Raw genomic sequence first — 18575 nt, 5'->3', positions numbered from 1 at the left:
GTCTGGCTTGAGAAAAGGCACCTTCGGGTGCCTTTTTGTTTTGGGTGAAACCAAATTACCTGCCATGATACCCGGCCCTGTCGGTTGAACCGGATAAACGAACCATGACCACCACTCCGTTTGATGCCTTAGCCTGCCCACTGGACGGTTGCCCGCTGGTCCCCAGCGAAAAGACCTGGCAATGCGAGAATGGACACAGCTTTGATGTTGCCAGGCAGGGCTATGTGCATCTGTTACCTGTTCAAAAGAAACGCACCCTGGACCCGGGTGACAGCAAGGAAATGGTTGCGGCCAGACAACGGTTTCTGAATGCGGGCTTCTACACAAAGATTGCCGACGTGGTTAGCGATTGGTCGCTGCGGTCGCTTCCGAGTGAGGGGACTGGATCGGTGCTGGACGCCGGTTCGGGAGAAGGTTTTTATCTGCGACACCTCGCTAGGCTGGCCGGCGACAAATGCCTTGCCTTGATCGGCGTTGATATTTCCAAATGGGCGGTACTGGCAGCGGCAAAACAGGATAAACAAACCCGATGGGTGGTGGGCAGCAATGCAAACCTACCGGTACTGCCGGACTCACTGGATCTGGTGCTTTGTCTTTTCGGTTTTCCGGTTTACAGCGAATTCGCCCGGGTGCTTAAACCTGGCGGGCAGCTGATACAGGTGGATGCCGGTGCAGACCATCTCCGGGAGCTGCGTGAAATAATCTACCCGGAAGTGAAGCCGCCCGGGGACACTGAGAACGACGCCCCGGAGGGTTTCCGGCAATTGGATTCTACCGTGGTCCGGTTCCCGCTGACCCTCCCCGACCAGGCCAGCATTGCCGATCTGCTGGCCATGACACCGCATCTGTACCGGGCCACCTCCGAAGGCCTTGAGAAGGCTGCGGCACTCGAATCACTGGCCGTGACGGTCGACGTGACTCTAAAGCGTTTGGAAAAGGCTTAACCGCAAAGGTCACTGATTGTCGTCCGAACCAGGAGCCTTTCCGCGCTTGCGGGAAGCGAGCCGCTTTTCAGCCTTGCCAATGATCAGGGTATCGGCAAGGATGTGCAGCGCCTTGTTGGTGGTGCGCACGGTTCGATAGATCTGCTGACTGGTCTGGTCATGGGTGGCCCGTGCTTTACGGGCCGTCTGCCGGAACTCTTCATCCTTCGAAAACAGATCAATCAGCCCGAAGGTGGTGTTGGAGATCGCTTTGTGGAGTTTCTCCACCGCGCTGGCACCGCCTGAAACGGAGTCCTCCAACAATCTCGCACGATTACGGACTTCCAGAAGGTCCATCCTGCTCTTCTGAATGGCGCTGTGCGCCGCCACCCGATGGGAGTTGAGAATCCGGGCCTCACGGCGGCAGAGCAGCAACTGCCAGTAGGCAATACAGAGCCCGCTGAACGCGAGAAGCAGCAACATGATTACGATTACGGTGGTGATCATGACAATGCGCTTCCATCAACCATCTTGAATATCCCTGTCATCGCGATCATCGATACTCGATCTGCATGTCCACATCTATTTCACGCTCCGTCATCTCCTCCTCAAGCTCTTTCATCACTTCCTGGTACACCATCTTGCGCACCATGACGGGCAGTTTGTCGGCAAGCACACGGGCAGAGCGTGATTCCCGCTTTGCCAGGGCAATCGGATTCAACACCCGCAGCGTAATAACCAGCTCCGGTTCCTGCTCGGAATCTGCGATATTATCGTTCTCCATCATTCGGGCGATCACTTTACGCTGTTCAAGAACCTGCCAGCAGATGAAACCGCTGAACAGGACAAGCAAGACGCTGAGTACCATCAAAAAGGTGATCAATTCGAACCTCCGGAAATCGTTTTGTGCTCTGCCCTGCAGTGTGCCCTATGAACTGTGACAAACGATTGGCCGTGACGACGGATTCAGGGGTGCGGCCAGGAAAGTAGAACGAGCGCTCAAAACTGTTAATATCGGTTGCAGTTGCTAAATGAGCTACGCAGAATCAACGAGTTAAGGCCAACTATTCATACCAACAGAGGATTGTTCATGGTTTGGTTCAAGGCGTTTGCAAGTGGTTTTCTCGCAACCCTGGTGTTTCATCAGGGCCTGTTCGCGCTTTTCTGGCTGGGCGGCATTGTACCTGCAGCGCCGTTTAACTTGTCTCCGGTGCCACCGCTGGGCGTTCCGCAGGTTGTATCCCTGGCATTCTTTGGTGGTCTCTGGGGCATGTTGCTTTGGCTGATTCTCGGCCGCCTGGCGGGGGTGAAGTTCTGGCTGGGGCATGTCATTGTAGGGGCAGTAGGTCCCACTGCAGTCGCCATGCTGGTGGTATTTCCCCTGAAAGGGCTCGATGTGTCTGCCCAGACCTGGGTAGGCGGACTTCTTCTTAACGGGTTCTGGGGCCTGGGCGTGGCCGTATTCATGCGCCTGATGGGGGCGAAAGCGCCTGTCGGGGTTCGTTAAACTCTGCGCCAGCACCCAATTAACTCTCTATCAACTCGTTTTCAATGCAGCTGACTAAGGAAGAGCAATGACCAAATCCGCTGAAACGGCCTATGACCTTGTGGTGTTCGGTGCCACCAGTTTCGTTGGCCAGATTCTTACCCGTTACTTGCTCGAAACCTACGGAGTGGGTCAATCTGTGAAATGGGCGATTGCCGGTCGCTCGGAGAGCAAGCTCAACACCTTGAAGGGCGAACTTGGCGACAAGGCCAAGGCTGTTCCGGTGATTCTGGCTGATGCGTCTGATGAGGACGCTCTGAAGGCCATGTGCGAGCAAACCCGGGTCATCATTTCCACCGTCGGTCCCTATGCCTTGTACGGTGAGCCACTGGTGCAGGCGTGCGTGCAAAGTGGTACGGACTACTGCGACCTGACCGGCGAAGTACAGTGGATTGGCAAGATGGTGCAGCGCTACGAGGAAGAAGCGAAAGCGTCCGGTGCGCGCATTGTTCACTGCTGCGGCTTCGACTCGATTCCGTCCGATATGGGCGTCTGGTTCCTGCAGAACCAGGCAGAGCAGACCTTCGGCACGACATGCCGGGATGTCCGCATGCGGGTGAAAACCGCCAAGGGCGAATTTTCAGGCGGAACCGTTGCCTCACTGATGAACGCGGTGAAGGAAGCGGCGGCCGATCCGAAACTGCGAAAACAAATGGCCAATCCGTTCTCAATCTGCCCGCCGGAGCATCGCTCCAAGACCCGTCAGCCCAGCCTTAAAGGCGCCGAGTTCGACAAGACCTTCAACGCCTGGCTTGCGCCTTTCGTAATGGCAGCGATCAACACCCGAGTGGTGCATCGTTCCAACGCTCTGCAGAACGCGCGCTATGGAAAGGAGTTCACCTACGACGAGGCTATGATGACCGGTCGAGGTACCAAGGGGCGTCTGGCAGCGTATGCCGTCACCGGTGGCCTGGGGGCATTCTTGATGGCCTCGGCCGTCAAACCGACCCGCTGGCTGGTTGAGAAGTTTGTACCCAAGCCGGGCGAAGGACCCAGCCCTGAAGCCCAGAAAGCCGGGTTCTATGATCTTCGTTTCGTTGGTCGCACAGAGGATGGCAAGACCATCATCACCAAAGTGACCGGCGATCGTGACCCGGGCTATGGTTCCACCGGAAAAATGTTGGGCGAAGCAGGCATGTGCCTTGCGTTCGATATTCCGGCTGACCAGCCTGGCGGGTTCTGGACACCGTCCTCTTTGCTGGACGGCAAACTGATGGAGCGGCTCACCAGCAAGGCGGGCCTGACCTTCGAGGTACTGGAAACCCGCTAACCGCTCAGATAGATCACACGGTCGGTGCCCGGCAGGGCATCCGGCCCGTGTGCCAGACTAACCACGGTTCTTCCTTCCAGAAGTGTTTCCATCCGTTTTGAAACCCGCGTTCGGGTTTCGGCATCCAGGCCTGTGAAAGGCTCGTCCAGTATTACCAGCGGGGCAGGGTTCAGTAACACCCGCGCCAGGGCCACACGCCGGGCCTCACCCCCGGAGAGCCGGCTGCCGGCGCTGCCAAGCCAGGTATCGAGCTGATCCGGTTCCATGGCGAAACGTTCGGCCAACTCCATCTGTTCCAGCATACTCCAGAGCTCGGTGTCCGAGGCCTCAGGCGATCCCAATAACAGATTCGCCCTGAGGGTGTCCTCGAATAACACCGTTTTCTGGGTCAGGTAGACGCAATCCTTACACACCAGGCGGCCCTGGGCAGTGGGCAACAGACCAGCGAGCACATCCGCCAGAGAGGACTTGCCGCTGCCGGAATGACCAAGAATACCAATGCGGTCGCCGTCCTCGATCTCAAGATTGAAGCGCGTGAACAATGGCGCGTAACCATCATGTTTTACTGCAATATTTTCTGCCAGGACCGCCGTTTTTGGTGGTAATTCTGGAGCGGCAGTCGCAGCGGGTTTTTCCTCATCGCGGCAATCCCGGTTCAATCGCGCCGCGGAAGCGACGGTTGCTCCAAGCTTGCCAAAGGCATCCGGCAGCATGGCATACACCTCGGCCAGCCCGAGTAGGGCAATGGGCAGTAACACAAGGACGGGGCCGGAAACCGAGCCCGACTGAAACAGGACAAACCCTGCCCAAAGGGCCAGTACGGCAGAGAGATTCACGAAAAGATGGGACCCGGCCAGATGCCAGCCTACACGGGTATCGGCCTTCGCCTGCTCCGAGGTGACGTGGTGGGCCTGTCGCATAAGCCAGGCCGCATGTTTGCCAGTTCGCCCGGCGGCGGTCAGCTCCGAGAAACCTTCAATATGTTCGATCACCGCGGTTCGAAGCTCTTCCTGCCGGTCGCTTTGTCGGGCAGCCAGGCGCCAGGTTCTCAGGTATACACCGACCGTGGCGATTACCAGGGCAATGACCAGCAACAGTCCCACCAGCAACGCCGTGCCGATATCAAAGAGAACCGCAGCCAGAATCACCACCAGTAGCGTTACCAAGCTCGCAAGGGCGGTGGGCGCGATTAGACGCAGGTACAGGGTGTCCAGGGAATCCACATCGCTGGTGAGCCGTGACAGCCACTGGGCGCCGCTTAGCTCTCCACGGCGAACGCGGCTGGCGCGAGAGAGGCGCTGAAACAGAGCCACGCGAATATCTGTCAGCAACCTCAGAACGGTATCGTGGTTGTAGACCCGCTCCAGATACCGGAACACTGTGCGGGAGACGGCAAAAAACCGGATGGCGCCGCCGGGCACGTAAAGGTTTATGGTCGCTGCCACTCCGGCAGCCAGCAGTAGGCCCACCAGGGCCGTTTCGGTAATGAACCAACCCGAGACCGCCAACAGGCCAATGCCGGAAAGCAGGGTGGCGAGAATCAGGACACCGCCCACAACCAGACGCCCCGGGCGTCTGAAGATCAGGTCCAGCCACGGCTTAAGATCACGCATCCCGCACCTCCCCGCCGGAGACCAGCAGCACACGGTTTGCCAGGGTCAGCAAAGCCTGGTGGTGGGTAGAGAAGATCAGGGTCTTGCCGGCCACCGCCAGTTTGCGCAGGGCCTCCAGCACGAACACCTCGCTGTCGCTGTCCAGGCCGGCGGTGGGCTCATCCAGCAGGATAAGATCGTAATCCGCCAGAAAAATACGGGCCAGACTCAGCCGGCGGGCCTGACCACCGGAGAGCCCCTGACCCTCCTCAGATACCGGGCTATAAATACCCTGTTTGCGGCTGTCCAGAACCGAACCCAGACCGACATTCCGCAGGGCGGTTTCGATGGCAATATCGGAGGCATCCGGAGTAGTCAGCCTGAGGTTATCGGCCCAGGTACCATGAACCAGAAAACCTTTCTGCCCCAGCCAGCCAAACCGGAATGTGCCCGGTGCTTCGCCGAACAGATGGATCTCACCCGCGTCCGGCGCCAAAAAGCCCGCCAACAGATGAAGCAGGGTGGATTTGCCGCCGCCGGAGGGGCCGGTGAGGGCAATCACGTCGCCTTTGCGGATGGTCAACGTGAGATCCCGCAGAACCAATTGATCGGACCGGAAATTTTTACTGACAGACCTCAGCTCAATCCGCTCTTGCGAGCCCTCTACCGATGCCATTTCGGTCGTGCTCTCGAGGTTTACCGGGGTTTCCAGCCGTTCGAGGATCTCGGTGCCTGCGCCCATGGCCGCGGCACGATCGTGGTAGTGCTGGGAGAGTGTTCGCAACGGCTGGAAAAACTCCGGGGCCAGCAACAGAATTAGCAGCCCTGAAAACAAGGTCAGATCCTCGGAAGGGCCATAAGTGATATACCCCAGCAAACCAAACCCGATGTAGATGGCGATCACGGCAATGGCCACCGAGGCAAAGAACTCCAGAACCGCCGAGGAGAGAAAAGCCATCCGTAGCGTTTTCATGGTAACGCGCCGGTAGTGATCCGAGCGCTTGCGAATAAGTTCGGCTGCTCCGGCCGTCTGGCCAAACAGTTGCAGCGTGGTCAGGCCGCGAACCTTGTCCAGGAACTGTCCGGAAAGCCGGCTGATGGTTTCGAAGTGCTGCTGGTTCAATTTCTCGGCTCCCATGCCCACCAGGGCCATGAACAAAGGAATCAGCGGCGCAGACAGCAGCAGAAAGATACCGGCCAGCCAGTCGAGCCAGAACAGCAGGGCGAGGATCAGCAGCGGCACGATCATCGACAGGGTCATCTGGGGCAGAAATCGGGCGAAATAACCGTGCAGGGCTTCCACGTGGTCAATCCACTCCCGTGCAAGCGTGCCCGCCGAGGACTGGCCCAGTTCCACCGGGCCGGTGGCCTGCCAATGCTTATGGAGCTGACGCCGGGCATCTCGGCGAACCTGTTCGCTGCATCGTGCAGCAAAACGGGTCTGAAAACCCTGGCCGAGGGCACGAACAACCATCGCCAGAATCAGGCCGAGAAAGAGGGGAGTGAGGTCCGCAACCGGCACCTCGTCAATCACGCCCAGATGGATAATCCGGGCCAACAGCACCATCTGAATGATGGTGGCGATACCGGCAACGGTGCCGGCAGCCACGGTACTGCGAATCCACAGTTGGCTGCCACGGGCCAGATTCCCAAGCCATCCCTTGACGGCTCTTTGATCGGTGGCGGAGGTATTCTCCCCGCCACCCCTGGCCCGTGGCTCCGCCACTTAGTGGTATCCCTCGCCGGCGCGCACCTTGCCGCGGAAGACCCAGTAGGTCCAGGCGGTGTACACCAGCACGATGGGAATTACGAACAGCAGGCCCAACAGCAGGAACAGCTGGGATTCATAGGCAGACGCGGCATCCCAGAGCGTGTATTCCGGCGGAACCACATAGGGCCAGCGGCTGACCACCAGGCCCAGATAGGTGGTGATAAACAGCCCCATGGTAGCCACGAACGGCATACCGTCCTTGCGATCACGAACCGAACGGTAAATCTGGATAGCGCAAAGCAGTGTCAGAACCGGCAGAACCCAGATGATGCTCAGGTTGGAGAACCAGCGCTCACGGACCAGTTCGTCCACAAAGGGCGTCCAGACACCGATGATGCCAAAGACCACAAGAACAGCCAGGAGCAGCGGCAGGGTGATTTTGTACGCCCACTGCTGCAGGTAACCCTCGGTTTTCATGATCAGCCAGGTGGAGCCCAGGAGCGAGTAGCCGGCCAGCATCCCGAGGCCCGTGAGAACGGTAAATGGCGTCAGCCAGTCCAGCGCACCACCCACGTAGACGCCGTTGGCGGTTTCAAAGCCCTGGATATAGGCGCCAACCACGGCGCCCTGGGCGAAGGAGGCGACAGTAGAACCGCCGGCAAAAGCCCAGTTCCAGAGGTAACGGGACGTCCTTGCCTTGAATCGGAACTCGAACGCCACGCCCCGGAAGATGAGCCCGGCCAGCAGCAGGAACACACCAATGTAGAGCGCCGGCAGGAAGATGGAATAGACCATCGGGAAGGCGGCCAGAAGGCCGGCACCACCCAGCACCAGCCAGGTCTCGTTGCCGTCCCACACCGGCGCCACCGAGTTCATCATGGTGTCCCGGGCCTCCTCATTCGGGGCGAAGGGGAAAAGAATCCCCACGCCCAGATCGAAGCCGTCCATCAGCACATACATGATAATGCCGAAGCCAATAATGAATGCCCAGATAAGGGGCAGATCAAACAGTTCCATAATCAGTGACCTCCCTGGCTGGCCGGTTTACCGTGATGCTCGTCTTCATCAATCTCGAAAGGCACGTGTGCTGCAGAAAAGGGCCGTTTCGGTCGCTCGGCTTCATGCTCGTCTTCATCCTGGTCTTCAAGTCCTACGTACAGAACCCTCATCAGGTAATACACACCGGCAGAGAACACCAGGGCGTAAACAACGATATAGCCGATGAGTGTGAATAATGCCATGCCACCGGTCAGCGACGGAGTAAGCGCCTGGGCCTGGGTCATCTGTCCGTACACCAGCCAGGGTGCCCGACCCACCTCGGTAACAAACCAGCCAGTTAGCACGGCAAAGAAGGGCGTGATGCTCATGAAGCGCATGCCCTGCAGGAACCAACTGGTGCGCCAGTACCGACCGCCGGCACGCAGAACCAGGCCGGTAACCGCGAAGGCAATCATCAGCAGGCCAATACCTACCATGACCCGGAAGGACCAGAACACGATCGCCACCGGTGGCTGTTCCTCCACAGGCACCGCGCTCACCCCCGGTACTTCACCGTCCCATTCATGAGTCAGAATGAAACTGGCAAGGCTGGGAATGCCAATCTCGTACACGTTCCGCTGATTCTCCTGGTCCGGAATTGCAAACAGTAGGAGAGGCACGTTAGGGGAGGTTTCCCAGTTACCTTCCATGGCCGCCACTTTGGTCGGCTGATGCTCCAGCGTGTTCAGGCCGTGGAAGTCACCCAGTACCGCCTGGGCAGGAGCAATGAAAAGCAGCAGCCACAGGCACATGGACAATGCTTTCTTGTTCGCCTCAACCTCGCGACCCAGCAGCAAATACCAGGCACTCACACCTGCCACCACAAAGCCGCCGGTCAGGAAGGAGGCCAGGGCCATATGGGCGAATCGATAGGGGAAGGAGGGATTGAAGATTGCCTCGCTCCATGAGGTCACATAGAAAACGCCATCACGAAGTTCGGTGCCAGCCGGAGTCTGCATCCAGCTGTTGGCGGACAGTATCCAGAAGGAGGAAATAAAGGTACCGAGCGCAACCATGATGGCGGCAAACAGGTGAACGCCGGCGGGAACCTTGTCGCGACCGAACAGCAGCACCCCGAGAAAAGCCGCCTCAAGGAAAAACGCCGTGACCACTTCGTAACTCAGTATAGGGCCAAGGAAGTTGGCCGAAGCCTGGGCGAAGTTACTCCAGTTGGTTCCGAACTGGAACGACATCACGATGCCGGAAACCACTCCCATACCAAACACAACGGCAAACACCTTGGTCCAGAAGGCAGACAGCTTCACCCACAACGGATTCTCGGTTTTGAAAGCCAGGCCTTCTAGTACCGCGATGTAGGAAGCAAGGCCGATGGTAAAAACCGGAAAAATGGCGTGAAATGACACCACAAACGCGAACTGGATTCGCGATAGGATGAGAGGATCAAGTTCCATGGGAACCCTCCGGTAACGTTCACATCAAAACAAACGGGCCCAGCGAACCCGTTCAGCCGCTGCCTTAGCTCATTTTGTTGTGTTGTTAGTACCGGCAGATGATTACCATGCTACTAAACATGGCGATAAACCCGATAGGGCGTTTTGTCGCACCCCTTGATTTAAAACAAGTATGGGTAAACTCATGAGCTTTTACGAAGACAGGATCCTGCCCCACATCATAGACCGGGCCTGCTCGATGGGCCAGGTGATGAAGCTGCGTAGCCAGGTGGTCCCCCACGCTAAAGGGGTGGTCCTGGAAGTGGGCATGGGCTCGGCCATTAACATGGAATTCTACAATTCCGACCATGTCGACATGGTGTACGGCCTGGAGCCCTCAGAAGGCATGCGCCGCAAGGCTCAGCCGAATCTCGCAAGATCCCCCATCAAGGTAGAGTGGCTGGATCTGCCCGGGGAGAAAATCCCCCTGGAAGACCACTCCGTCGATACCGTACTGCTGACCTTCACCCTGTGCACCATCCCCGACTGGCAGGCAGCGCTGCAGCAAATGTGGCGGGTACTGAAACCGGGCGGCGAACTCCTGTTCCTGGAACATGGCGAATCTCCCCATGATGGAACCCGCAAGTGGCAACACCGCATGACCCCCGGCTGGAAAAAGCTGGCCGGCGGCTGCCACCTGAACCGCAACATCGCAGACCTGATCCGACACGCCGGTTTTGAAATCCAGGAACTGGAGAACCTTTACATTCCGAAAGCGCCGAAAATCGCCGGATACATCTACAAGGGCAGGGCAACCAAGTCAGCAGAAGCCAGCCCAGCCGCTTGAGGGCGAGGGCAGAATCCGAATTGCGTTACTCCACGCAGACTTATACAATTCTGCCCGTCAAAACCTCCCCCGAATGCTCCGGTGGTGAAATTGGTAGACACAAGAGACTTAAAATCTCTCGACCTCACGGTCGTGCCGGTTCGATTCCGGCCCGGAGCACCATCTAAATCAATGGTTTAAAAATTTCAGGCTTGCCCGCCAAAAGTTTGATTTTCTGATGTAGACGCTATGTAGACACTTTCAGGTCCTATGACTAGACTTTGCTTCGGGTCTAACCGACTATTTCGTTCATCACCTCTACTAAGAAGGATTTGCGCAGGGTGAAGAAACTACAAGAACTCGACAGATTTTATTGGTTTAAGCGGACCCAAAAAAATCTAAAAAGGCTATGGAAGAAGAAGGCTGAAGCTAAGCGTCGGAAAGCTGCCAGGAGGCGCAAAGAACGAGAATACGTGGGCTTTGATGACAGAGCTTTTAAGAAGCAAGAGCTGAAAGCTATTAAGAAGCTTGCTGGAGTCTCTAAATCGCATCAGAAGCGGACGGTAGGGGACGGCTCGCCAACGGGTCGACGTGAAATTAAAATACCGAGACGGTTTTCGATAATAGACTCTCCCTTGGAATGCCTCCAAGTCTTCAAAGCGTTCAAACCCTTGTTTGATGATGCGCGTATCTCAGGGGTACTAATAAACCATGAGGATACGCTTCAGCATGATCTGGGAGCGGAAATTCTTCTAGGCAAAGTAGCAAAAGGTTGTATGGACGTGCATCGGGCTCAGCACCAAGGGTTTGAAATCGAGGGTCAATACCCCGAATCTCCTGGCCTGCAAAAACTGATCCGATCAGTAGGAATCGTAAAAGAGCTTGAAGTTGCGGGTCACACGATAGAACCGGATGACGCAGAAAATGAAAAGGTCGTAATTTTCAAAAGAAAGAGTTCCGGTGAGGAAGTAACGAAAATTGGGTCGATTGACCACAAAACAAAAGCAACGCAAGATTTTGTGGCTCATATTGATCATTGTCTGCAACAAAATGGCAGCGAATTAACTAGTGATGCAAAACAGGATCTTGCTGAATATATTGGGGAGATAATCGCCAATGCGCAAGACCATTCCGGGGTTCCGAACTGGCAAATATATGGCTATTTGGACCGCGAAAATGAGCATCGTATATGCGAGGTCGTCATTTTTAACTATGGGAACACTTTTGCAAAGACTTTTAAAAAGCTCCCACAAGACGATTACGCGCGAATCGAATTGAATAAATATCTAGAAAGACATGAAAAAAGTGGGATATTTAGAAAGGGATGGAGTGAGGATAGCTTGATAACGCTTTTTTCTTTGCAGGGGAGAATTAGTAGTAAGAACAAGCCCTCTGACGATACAAGGGGCCACGGAACGGTATCGTTAATTGAGTTCTTTCAATCGATATCTAGGGATTCCGTAAGTGAGCATCGTCAAAATGCAAAAATGTGCATATTGTCGGGCTCTGAACATATTAGGTTTGATGGGACTTATCGACTAAAGGAAGATCAAGGTCCTCCGATCATTGCTTTTAATAAAGATAATGATCTACGCAAAGAACCGGATTCAAATTATGTCAGATCACTGAGAGACGTATTCTTTCCAGGGTCTTTGATTGCAATACAGTTCATACTGCCAGATTACGCCACTAAAGAGATTCAGGTATGACTAAAAAAGTAGTCAATATTGATCTAAAGAAATTGACAGGCAGGGTTTTTGTTGGCCGTTCGAATGGACAGGCTGCGCGAAAGCATTTCAAGCTTGATCAATACAGTCCGAAAGAAAATATACTTGTTTTCCTTGTTCCAAATGACACCATATCGATAAATAGTTCCTTTTTCTTGGGCCTATTTGGCCGCGACGTACAGAATATTGGCGATTTTAAGAAATTTTTCAATTATGTCGACATAAGTAAGGTAGATGAAAGGTTCAAGGAACAACTTCAAGTTGCGGTAAAACGCTCACTCGGTTCGAGCAATTACGGGCTATAAAAATGCTTCAATTTCTATCGAAGTGCATTATAACCATATTTCTTCTCGCTGGTCCGACCGTAGCAATATCGGCAGAACCCTCGAGTACAGATAATAATTTACAAAACGAGATGTCGGCTGGCCCTATCGAGAAGTTTGACAATCAGATCGTTGGCTCGAGGGAAGACGATAGCCCTGTTCTTGGCAGCGGATCGAAAAACACATCTGAGCAAGAAGAACCGTCTGCTTCCAAACTAAAACCAACAGAATCTGATGGTCTAACTGACTTGGACAGTCCTGAGCGGCAGGCGCTAGAGGATATTAACAATACACTTAAATCTGTCATCGCTAATCAGAGTAAAGAAAGTAGTATGCCTACCTACCAGAAATTCCTCATAGGTTCTGGTGTGCTAGGCTTCGTGATAGCCGTATGCAACCTGATTTTTACCTTTGTCCATAGATCAGAGGATAAGGCAAAATCGATAATCGATGATTTTTGGCTTAGGGAAGTCATCATACCTCGAGCTATCGAACCAATCGAAGAAAAAATTCTCAATAATAAGTTTCGATATCAGGATCTCAAAAGTCTGAAGGCAGTCGAAATAGACGAGTTAATAAAATCTCTTGATGAATTGAGGTATAGCATTAGTATTGCCGATGTTATATCGGACGATTTGATGGCCGCCTTGGAAGAGTTATTGGACGAACTTTCAATTGCCGTAGCCACTCGGTCTATGCCTACGCAGGTTTACAGTGCAAATCCAAGCTCGGGAAACAACTACACTGCAGGTGATCCATTTTTTAACTGTTATAAGTCTATGCTCTACGAGCTCATTCAGACTCACAAAGGACTTAACGTGAAGCGGTTATTTGGTGCCTGAGTACAGTTATTGACAGAACTCCAAGGTGGCGGGTGAACCTCACTGCTCAGTTTCTCCCACGTATAAGCGGTATCGGCAGGTAGTGCGTCGATTTCCGCTTTTGTCACTTCCCTGACCTGGGTCAGTCGTAAAAGGCGCTTGAGCCAAGATTCGTTAGTCGTTTCGGTTCCGCTCTTAGGTTCATTCGGTCGTCTTACTTCCCATCTGAAACACCTCGTTAGCCAGTACCGTCCTTGGGCGTAAAGACCGAACAGTTTGCCTTTTGATGGCTCTCCGTATTCGTTAACGGGGCAATCAAGGTATTCACCAGTGCCTTGATCCACTTCAAGCCACTTCGCGGTTTTGATGGGATGGTCTACGCGCCTGGCGCATGGGCCATTCATGGCCTCGATAAAACCGGCCCAGTCACTTTTATCCGCTGCCTGACGAGCTTCCTCGACCAATTCATCATTAGCAGACTCAAGTCGACGGAGTTCACGCCAGACCGTTACGGGTGGCCCACCGATCTGTTGAAACTGGCGAATACCGTGAATGCTTGCCCAGGCACGAACACGAGGGGCAACATTCTTTGTCAGGTTCCCATACCAGTCTTCAGCGTCGTTGCCGTCTTCTTGAAACTCTCCGTCGATGTTCTTGCAGATGTACTTCACGATGTAGCCGGTTGCGGAACCCCGTTCATAATCGATATCCACCGCCTGAAACCTGGCTTCGTCAGCGCCTGGTTCATCGCCGTCTTCACGAAGAGCGTACTCACGCATGATCTCAACCAGGCGTTTTTTCTTGCTGGGGTCAACAAACAGCATCAGATGCCAGTGGGGCGTCCCATCATGGTGTGGTTCGGTGATCCGAAACCCATAGGTGCGAATCTTTTCTCTATCTAACTGGGCGCGAATCTGTGCCCAAAGTTCTATCAGGTAGTGTTGCGCTTCCCTCGGAGTAGAACCGTTATATTTCGGATTAGCCACACCAGTAGCTTTGACGGGATGGTATTTGCTGGGGGTTGTGAGGGTTAAGAACACTCCTTCGTGATCCAGTTGCCGCGCAATGGTCTCGAAGCCGGACGCGCGAACGATGAGTTCTGATCTGCGAACGTAAGGGTTGCTGACAGATAACAAGGCCAATTCCGCGAGGGTGTATTCCTGGCACTGATCGTTGACCGCAATCATCTCCTCAAGCAGCGAGTGGTTTCGAGTGAGCTGTTCCTGGTGAAGCTTGAGCCCCCAGTCTGAGACGTAGATGCCTTTCTGTTTTGAGACGAGTCCGTACTCACGAGCTACATTATCGAGAACTTGTTTTTGTTCTTTCCTTACCAGCCGCCGCCACCAACGTTCATCTTTAGTTCTTTCGATTCGGCTTTTGTCGGTGACGCCCTTGGGGAGCTGAAAGCCATAACGAAAAAGAAGTTTGGCAATGACGTCCAGGGCTTTGCCTGGGTCTCTAATACGGGCGCTGATTTCTCCGCAGGCTTTGGACTTGGCTTTTGCAAAATCGATGATCTGGGCATCGTCCACCGTAAACTTGAGGTCTCGGCGCTGGAGTTTGGCAACCAGATTCTCAAGAGCCATCTCCAAGGCAGTGCATCCTTGTTCTTGACCTATTAGGTACAAACGAGGTTCAAGCTTGGGAAATACCTGGGGGAGCCGTCGCCGAAAATCCGTAACAGCCATTCGGGTTTGGCGGGTACCGATGGTGTAAAGGCGGCCCTCGGTCCGGTAGTAACGAAAATCTCGTTGGTTAGGGGAGGTCATTGAACCCTCCCGTAACGGTTCCGGACCGTTAACGTAACGGTCAGATGGGAAGGTGGGTAAACCGTTAACGTAACGGGCTGAGACCGTCTGTGTAGGTCGTTAACGGCTTTTTGACCTATCAAGAGGTTCACTGACCAGGTACACCCCCTGAGTCGAACCCTTTGGTACGCCTGGGGTGAACCTGCCGAACCTGAGCACCTGAACCTAATAGGGGCAGGTTGACCGTTCACCATAAGAACTCGATCAAGGTCGCCCATCACGCCACCTGGGACGTTGAGAGTCGAACCTGTTTTTCGATGTAGTCGTTCAGGTCGCTCAGCCGATAACGAACCGCTCGACTGCCCACTTTGATAAAGGGGACGCGGGCACCGGCCCAACGATCTCTCTCCAGAAAGGCTTTGCTTACGCCCAAAAACTGAGCTGCTTCCTTCGTATTTAATAGTCTGTCTGTCATAGCCATATCGTTTCTCCATCTGATATGGCTGTAGTTTTAGAGATCGACCGCTAAATGGGGAATGGCGCTCCTAGGCAGAGGTATACCTGTGCATAGGAGGGGTATACTTTTGCATTGCAGGGGTATTTTTAGAGACTTCGATACAGGACTTTTGTGGTGCCGTTTTCGAGTTGCTCTTTGCGGATCTCAAATAACGAAGAGGCACGGAGTAACGCTCTCCACGAGCGGCATTGATAAGGCTTAGGTGAAAGGTGCGGTGCCTGGGATCTAATCCAGTTGATAGCACTGAAGAGTTCAGTCCAGCCCTCATTTTGTAGTTCAATTTCGGCTGCTTTGAGATGGCCAACGACCGGAGTTTGTGCCCAGTCTATAGGTTGGCCTGGGGAGAATCCGTAAGTGATAAAGTGGCTAAAATCTTCCGATTTTAGAAACGTAGCAAGACTCTCTTTCATTGACTCACGATTGGAACCAAACTCATGGAGCTGTTTGATGTGATGATTGATGAGCTCCAATGATTCAATCAGATATTTCTTAGCGGCTATGCAGTCTGCTAGGTCCGAAAGCGGATGTCTGGAGAGAAAGTGGTGGACCAAATCGTTGCGCAGGGTGACTAACTCACGTAGGTTTTCGGTTAGCTCTGCATGCTTTTCTTCGCTTAACCGAACGGAAAATCGCATTTGAAACGAAATGGCTTCTGCCGATGAATCTCCAATTTTACCGCTGTCTAATTCCTCATTTCGGTCTTGCTGGGTATCTGGTGAGACATAGTCCCCAGTGAACTCTCCGATTAGTTGCCCCAAGGTTCTGCCGGAATAGCGTTTCCGCCTTTGAGCAAGGTTTGAAAGTCCTTTCGAGGCATTGCCGCTTATTTCTGAGGTTGCCAGGAACTGCTTCATGCCAAGCTCATATTTCTGAAGATTCAAAATGCATCGACCCATTAGCTCGATCACTTCGCGCCGAATCTCAATGAATTCCCCGTCCTCGTTCTGGCTCATTTTGGTTTCTTGGTTCCTTTCCGGTGAGTGCCAATCCATTTGGCGATCTGATGTTCTGGGTCATCAGAATTCAGGGTAGAAGACACCTGATCCTTGAACTGCAGATATGCAACTTGGGCCGCTTTTCGACTTGATAATTCTTGGCACTCCGAGTCAATAAAATCAAAAATTTTCTGTTTGAGATTCTGATAGGCTCGGTTTTTTGCTCGGTTTGCTCCTTTGGCGATCTTTCTGCGAAAAATCGCCTCAAACTCGATGCCTTCGATAAAGTTTATCAGGCCAACAGCGCTTTGGAGCCGTTCGCCAGATGCTACTTGAAGGCCCGGCAGTCTTAGCGCTTGGATCGGATCTAGACTATCTTTTTGAGCCTCCCAAGACTCAACCTGAAGCTGTAGTTCGAGGGATTCGAGCGCGTAGACCAAGACGAGGATAGCGAAGTAATCCGTCGGACTGGCATTGGGGAAATCAGATTGATCATCAAGATCAAACTCCTGGAAGAAGGCCGAAAATTTCGAGGGATCGGTCTGAAAGATGTTTTGTTCGCCAGCCCTCATCTTTTCCATAATTTGCTCTTGCTCCGTTTCCTCCGCTCGAGCAAGTAGTTTTCTCAGGTGGATAGCTCCGGCCGTCAGCTCTCGCTTAGATCGATTGGCGAGGCGCGTTTGGGCCTGGCTGATCACAAACTCATAGTCGAGGCTGTAAGGAGCGGTCCGGTTGAAGCGTGACAGAATCGTTTCGACTGACTCCTTCACCGGATAACGGCTGATAATCTCGGGATCAAACATTGCTCTTCACTTCGAATTGGGTTTCAAAAAAATCAGTGATCTTTTGCATAGGCACGCGCAGTCGCTCCACATCAAAAATAATGTAACCGTCAGTCACGTCGTTCGGGTCCTTGTGATTCATCAGCCGCTTGAGCGCATACGCTGGAATATCCAGCCGTTCAGCAGCGGTGGCGAAAGTTCGCCTCAGGTCGTGCAGGGTGAACGTCACACCGGACAGGTCGCAGACGCGCTTGATCGCGGTGCGGGGCTCTGAGAGGTGCCCACGCTCCGAATCGCTTGGAAACACATACGGGCTTTCTTGGTCTTTGAATCGCCGTTCTAGCAACGCTTCGATGGCGGTGCTGAAAGGCAGGCGATGCACGCGCCCGTTCTTGGTATCGGTAATGGTCAGGGTCTTTTCTTTGAAGTCCACCTGGGCCCAGGTGAGGGTTGCCGCTTCGGTGCGACGCAGGCCGGTGAGCAGTACCAGATGCAGGTAATCCCGCGTGGTTTGCCTGTTCAACTGCATGGTGGCGTCATACCAGGCTTTGAGCTGGTGATCTTTGATCAGACTTTGCCGGCTCTCCACCTTGTACCAAGCTCGCTGATGGCTCAGAACATCGACAGGGTTTGCCACCAGAAAGGGTTTGCCGGAGGCGTCCTGATAACGTTGCAAGGCGTGATTGAACACCGCCCGTAGAATCCGCATCCCATTATCAGCCCGAGCAGGGCTGCGCTGTCCGTATTCCGCATGGCGACTCAGCACCATATCCCGGCTGATATCCTTGAGCGCCTTGCTCTGCCAGTCTTTGAACATCTCCCGCATGGAGCGTTGGTAGTCGTTCAGCGTGTTCGGTTTGAGGCTTTTCCGTGTAGCCAGGTAATCGTCAAAGGCTTCCTTGAGGGAAATGCGTTGGGCGCGTTTCTCACTGACTTCTCGAATCGGATCACCGCCACTGGCGACCTTGCCCAAAAACTTCATTGCCTCCTTTCGCGCCTGCTCGACGGTCAAGTTGCCATAGCGGCCCAGCGTTTTACGTTTGACGCGACCGTCGATCCGCTTTTCGACGATGAAGGATTTGGCCCCGCCACTGGTCACGCGCAGACCAAACCCCGCGATGGCTGAGTCCCGATAAAAGGCTTGGGTGCCTTCCCCATTCTTGCCAACCTCGGGCAAGGGAACCTTATCCACGAAACCCTTTGTGATCCTCACTGATGCGCCTCCGCTAGACATCGTCGAAAGTCTCTTGTGTCTTCATGTAGACACTATGTAGACAAAATCGGTCAAATTCTAGCGGATTTCTTCAAACAACCGCAAACAGAGATTTCGAGAAAGCTTCTATAAGACACTGTTTTGTTGTGCTTATTAAAACGTCATCCAATTTCTTAAAAGAAGGGCACAAATAACTTAAAATCTCTCGACCT

The 18575-nt window shown here is 53.8% G+C and carries 18 protein-coding genes and 1 tRNA gene; 8 read left to right on the top strand and 11 right to left on the bottom strand.

What is annotated here, in order from left to right; all coding sequences use genetic code 11:
- The first annotated feature begins 104 nt into the window (after window positions 1-104).
- On the top strand, window positions 105-944 hold the full coding sequence (locus FMN52_RS02135; protein ID WP_148607076.1) for a putative RNA methyltransferase: 840 nt from the start codon (window positions 105-107) through the stop codon (window positions 942-944).
- A gap of 9 nt (window positions 945-953) precedes the next feature.
- Here FMN52_RS02135 and FMN52_RS02130 read toward each other — a convergent pair whose 3' ends face one another.
- Entirely contained in the window at window positions 954-1430 is a 477-nt protein-coding gene (locus FMN52_RS02130; RefSeq protein WP_205424884.1) for a hypothetical protein, read from the bottom strand.
- A gap of 46 nt (window positions 1431-1476) precedes the next feature.
- A complete protein-coding gene (locus tag FMN52_RS02125; RefSeq protein ID WP_148607075.1) occupies window positions 1477-1806 on the bottom strand; it encodes a hypothetical protein in 330 nt (109 codons plus the stop codon).
- A 207-nt stretch (window positions 1807-2013) separates the two neighbouring features.
- Here FMN52_RS02125 and FMN52_RS02120 point away from each other — a divergent pair, with 207 nt between their 5' ends.
- Together FMN52_RS02120 and FMN52_RS02115 are read left to right on the top strand one after the other, a co-directional pair.
- Window positions 2014-2430 (top strand): hypothetical protein, encoded by a 417-nt coding sequence (locus FMN52_RS02120; RefSeq protein ID WP_104322652.1) that lies wholly within the window; start codon window positions 2014-2016, stop codon window positions 2428-2430.
- Between the two features lie 67 nt (window positions 2431-2497).
- Window positions 2498-3739 (top strand): saccharopine dehydrogenase NADP-binding domain-containing protein, encoded by a 1242-nt coding sequence (locus FMN52_RS02115; protein ID WP_148607074.1) that lies wholly within the window; start codon window positions 2498-2500, stop codon window positions 3737-3739.
- Here the strand turns inward: FMN52_RS02115 and cydC are convergent.
- The 4 genes from cydC to FMN52_RS02095 are packed head-to-tail and all read right to left on the bottom strand — an operon-like array spanning window position 3736 to window position 9492.
- Window positions 3736-5352, bottom strand: a complete 1617-nt coding sequence (gene cydC, locus FMN52_RS02110) for a thiol reductant ABC exporter subunit CydC (protein WP_148607073.1) — start codon at window positions 5350-5352, stop codon at window positions 3736-3738. The two genes, FMN52_RS02115 and cydC, sit on opposite strands and share 4 nt — an antisense overlap.
- On the bottom strand, window positions 5345-7057 hold the full coding sequence (gene cydD, locus FMN52_RS02105; protein WP_148607072.1) for a thiol reductant ABC exporter subunit CydD: 1713 nt from the start codon (window positions 7055-7057) through the stop codon (window positions 5345-5347). Before cydD ends, cydC begins: the two co-directional genes overlap by 8 nt.
- Window positions 7058-8059, bottom strand: a complete 1002-nt coding sequence (cydB, locus tag FMN52_RS02100; RefSeq protein ID WP_148607071.1) for a cytochrome d ubiquinol oxidase subunit II — start codon at window positions 8057-8059, stop codon at window positions 7058-7060.
- A gap of 2 nt (window positions 8060-8061) precedes the next feature.
- Window positions 8062-9492 carry a cytochrome ubiquinol oxidase subunit I gene (locus tag FMN52_RS02095; RefSeq protein ID WP_148607070.1) on the bottom strand — a complete coding sequence of 477 codons (1431 nt, stop codon included), beginning with the start codon at window positions 9490-9492 and terminating at the stop codon, window positions 8062-8064.
- Between the two features lie 184 nt (window positions 9493-9676).
- Here FMN52_RS02095 and FMN52_RS02090 point away from each other — a divergent pair, with 184 nt between their 5' ends.
- The 5 genes from FMN52_RS02090 to FMN52_RS02070 all read left to right on the top strand — a co-directional run bounded on the left by FMN52_RS02090 (window position 9677) and on the right by FMN52_RS02070 (window position 13189).
- Window positions 9677-10318, top strand: coding sequence for a class I SAM-dependent methyltransferase (locus FMN52_RS02090; RefSeq protein ID WP_148607069.1), 642 nt, complete (start codon window positions 9677-9679; stop codon window positions 10316-10318).
- 75 nt (window positions 10319-10393) lie between these two features.
- Window positions 10394-10480, top strand: a tRNA-Leu gene (locus FMN52_RS02085).
- Between the two features lie 158 nt (window positions 10481-10638).
- The gene (locus FMN52_RS02080) at window positions 10639-12006 is read left to right on the top strand and encodes a hypothetical protein (RefSeq protein ID WP_148607068.1); all 1368 of its coding nucleotides are present in this window, start codon (window positions 10639-10641) and stop codon (window positions 12004-12006) included.
- A complete protein-coding gene (locus tag FMN52_RS02075) occupies window positions 12003-12329 on the top strand; it encodes a hypothetical protein (protein ID WP_148607067.1) in 327 nt (108 codons plus the stop codon). The genes FMN52_RS02080 and FMN52_RS02075 overlap by 4 nt, the downstream gene beginning before the upstream one ends.
- Before the next feature lie 2 nt (window positions 12330-12331).
- Complete coding sequence (locus FMN52_RS02070) at window positions 12332-13189, top strand: hypothetical protein (RefSeq protein WP_148607066.1); 858 nt, start codon at window positions 12332-12334, stop codon at window positions 13187-13189.
- On the opposite strand, the gene FMN52_RS02065 is transcribed toward FMN52_RS02070, so the two are convergent.
- From FMN52_RS02065 to FMN52_RS02045, 5 genes are all read right to left on the bottom strand, one after another.
- The gene (locus FMN52_RS02065) at window positions 13150-14937 is read right to left on the bottom strand and encodes a replication endonuclease (protein WP_148607065.1); all 1788 of its coding nucleotides are present in this window, start codon (window positions 14935-14937) and stop codon (window positions 13150-13152) included. The genes FMN52_RS02070 and FMN52_RS02065 overlap by 40 nt on opposite strands.
- Before the next feature lie 256 nt (window positions 14938-15193).
- The gene (locus FMN52_RS02060; RefSeq protein WP_240339370.1) at window positions 15194-15397 is read right to left on the bottom strand and encodes a helix-turn-helix domain-containing protein; all 204 of its coding nucleotides are present in this window, start codon (window positions 15395-15397) and stop codon (window positions 15194-15196) included.
- A 122-nt stretch (window positions 15398-15519) separates the two neighbouring features.
- Window positions 15520-16386, bottom strand: coding sequence for an OST-HTH/LOTUS domain-containing protein (locus tag FMN52_RS02055; protein ID WP_162525015.1), 867 nt, complete (start codon window positions 16384-16386; stop codon window positions 15520-15522).
- Window positions 16383-17171, bottom strand: coding sequence for a hypothetical protein (locus FMN52_RS02050; RefSeq protein WP_148607063.1), 789 nt, complete (start codon window positions 17169-17171; stop codon window positions 16383-16385). The genes FMN52_RS02055 and FMN52_RS02050 overlap by 4 nt, the downstream gene beginning before the upstream one ends.
- Complete coding sequence (locus FMN52_RS02045; RefSeq protein ID WP_148607062.1) at window positions 17164-18363, bottom strand: tyrosine-type recombinase/integrase; 1200 nt, start codon at window positions 18361-18363, stop codon at window positions 17164-17166. The genes FMN52_RS02050 and FMN52_RS02045 overlap by 8 nt, the downstream gene beginning before the upstream one ends.
- Window positions 18364-18575 lie beyond the last annotated feature (212 nt).

The organism is Marinobacter sp. BW6, from assembly GCF_008107725.1.
Taxonomy (GTDB): domain Bacteria; phylum Pseudomonadota; class Gammaproteobacteria; order Pseudomonadales; family Oleiphilaceae; genus Marinobacter.
Note: the sequence above shows the minus strand (reverse complement) of the source record. Positions and strands in the feature narration are given on the sequence as shown.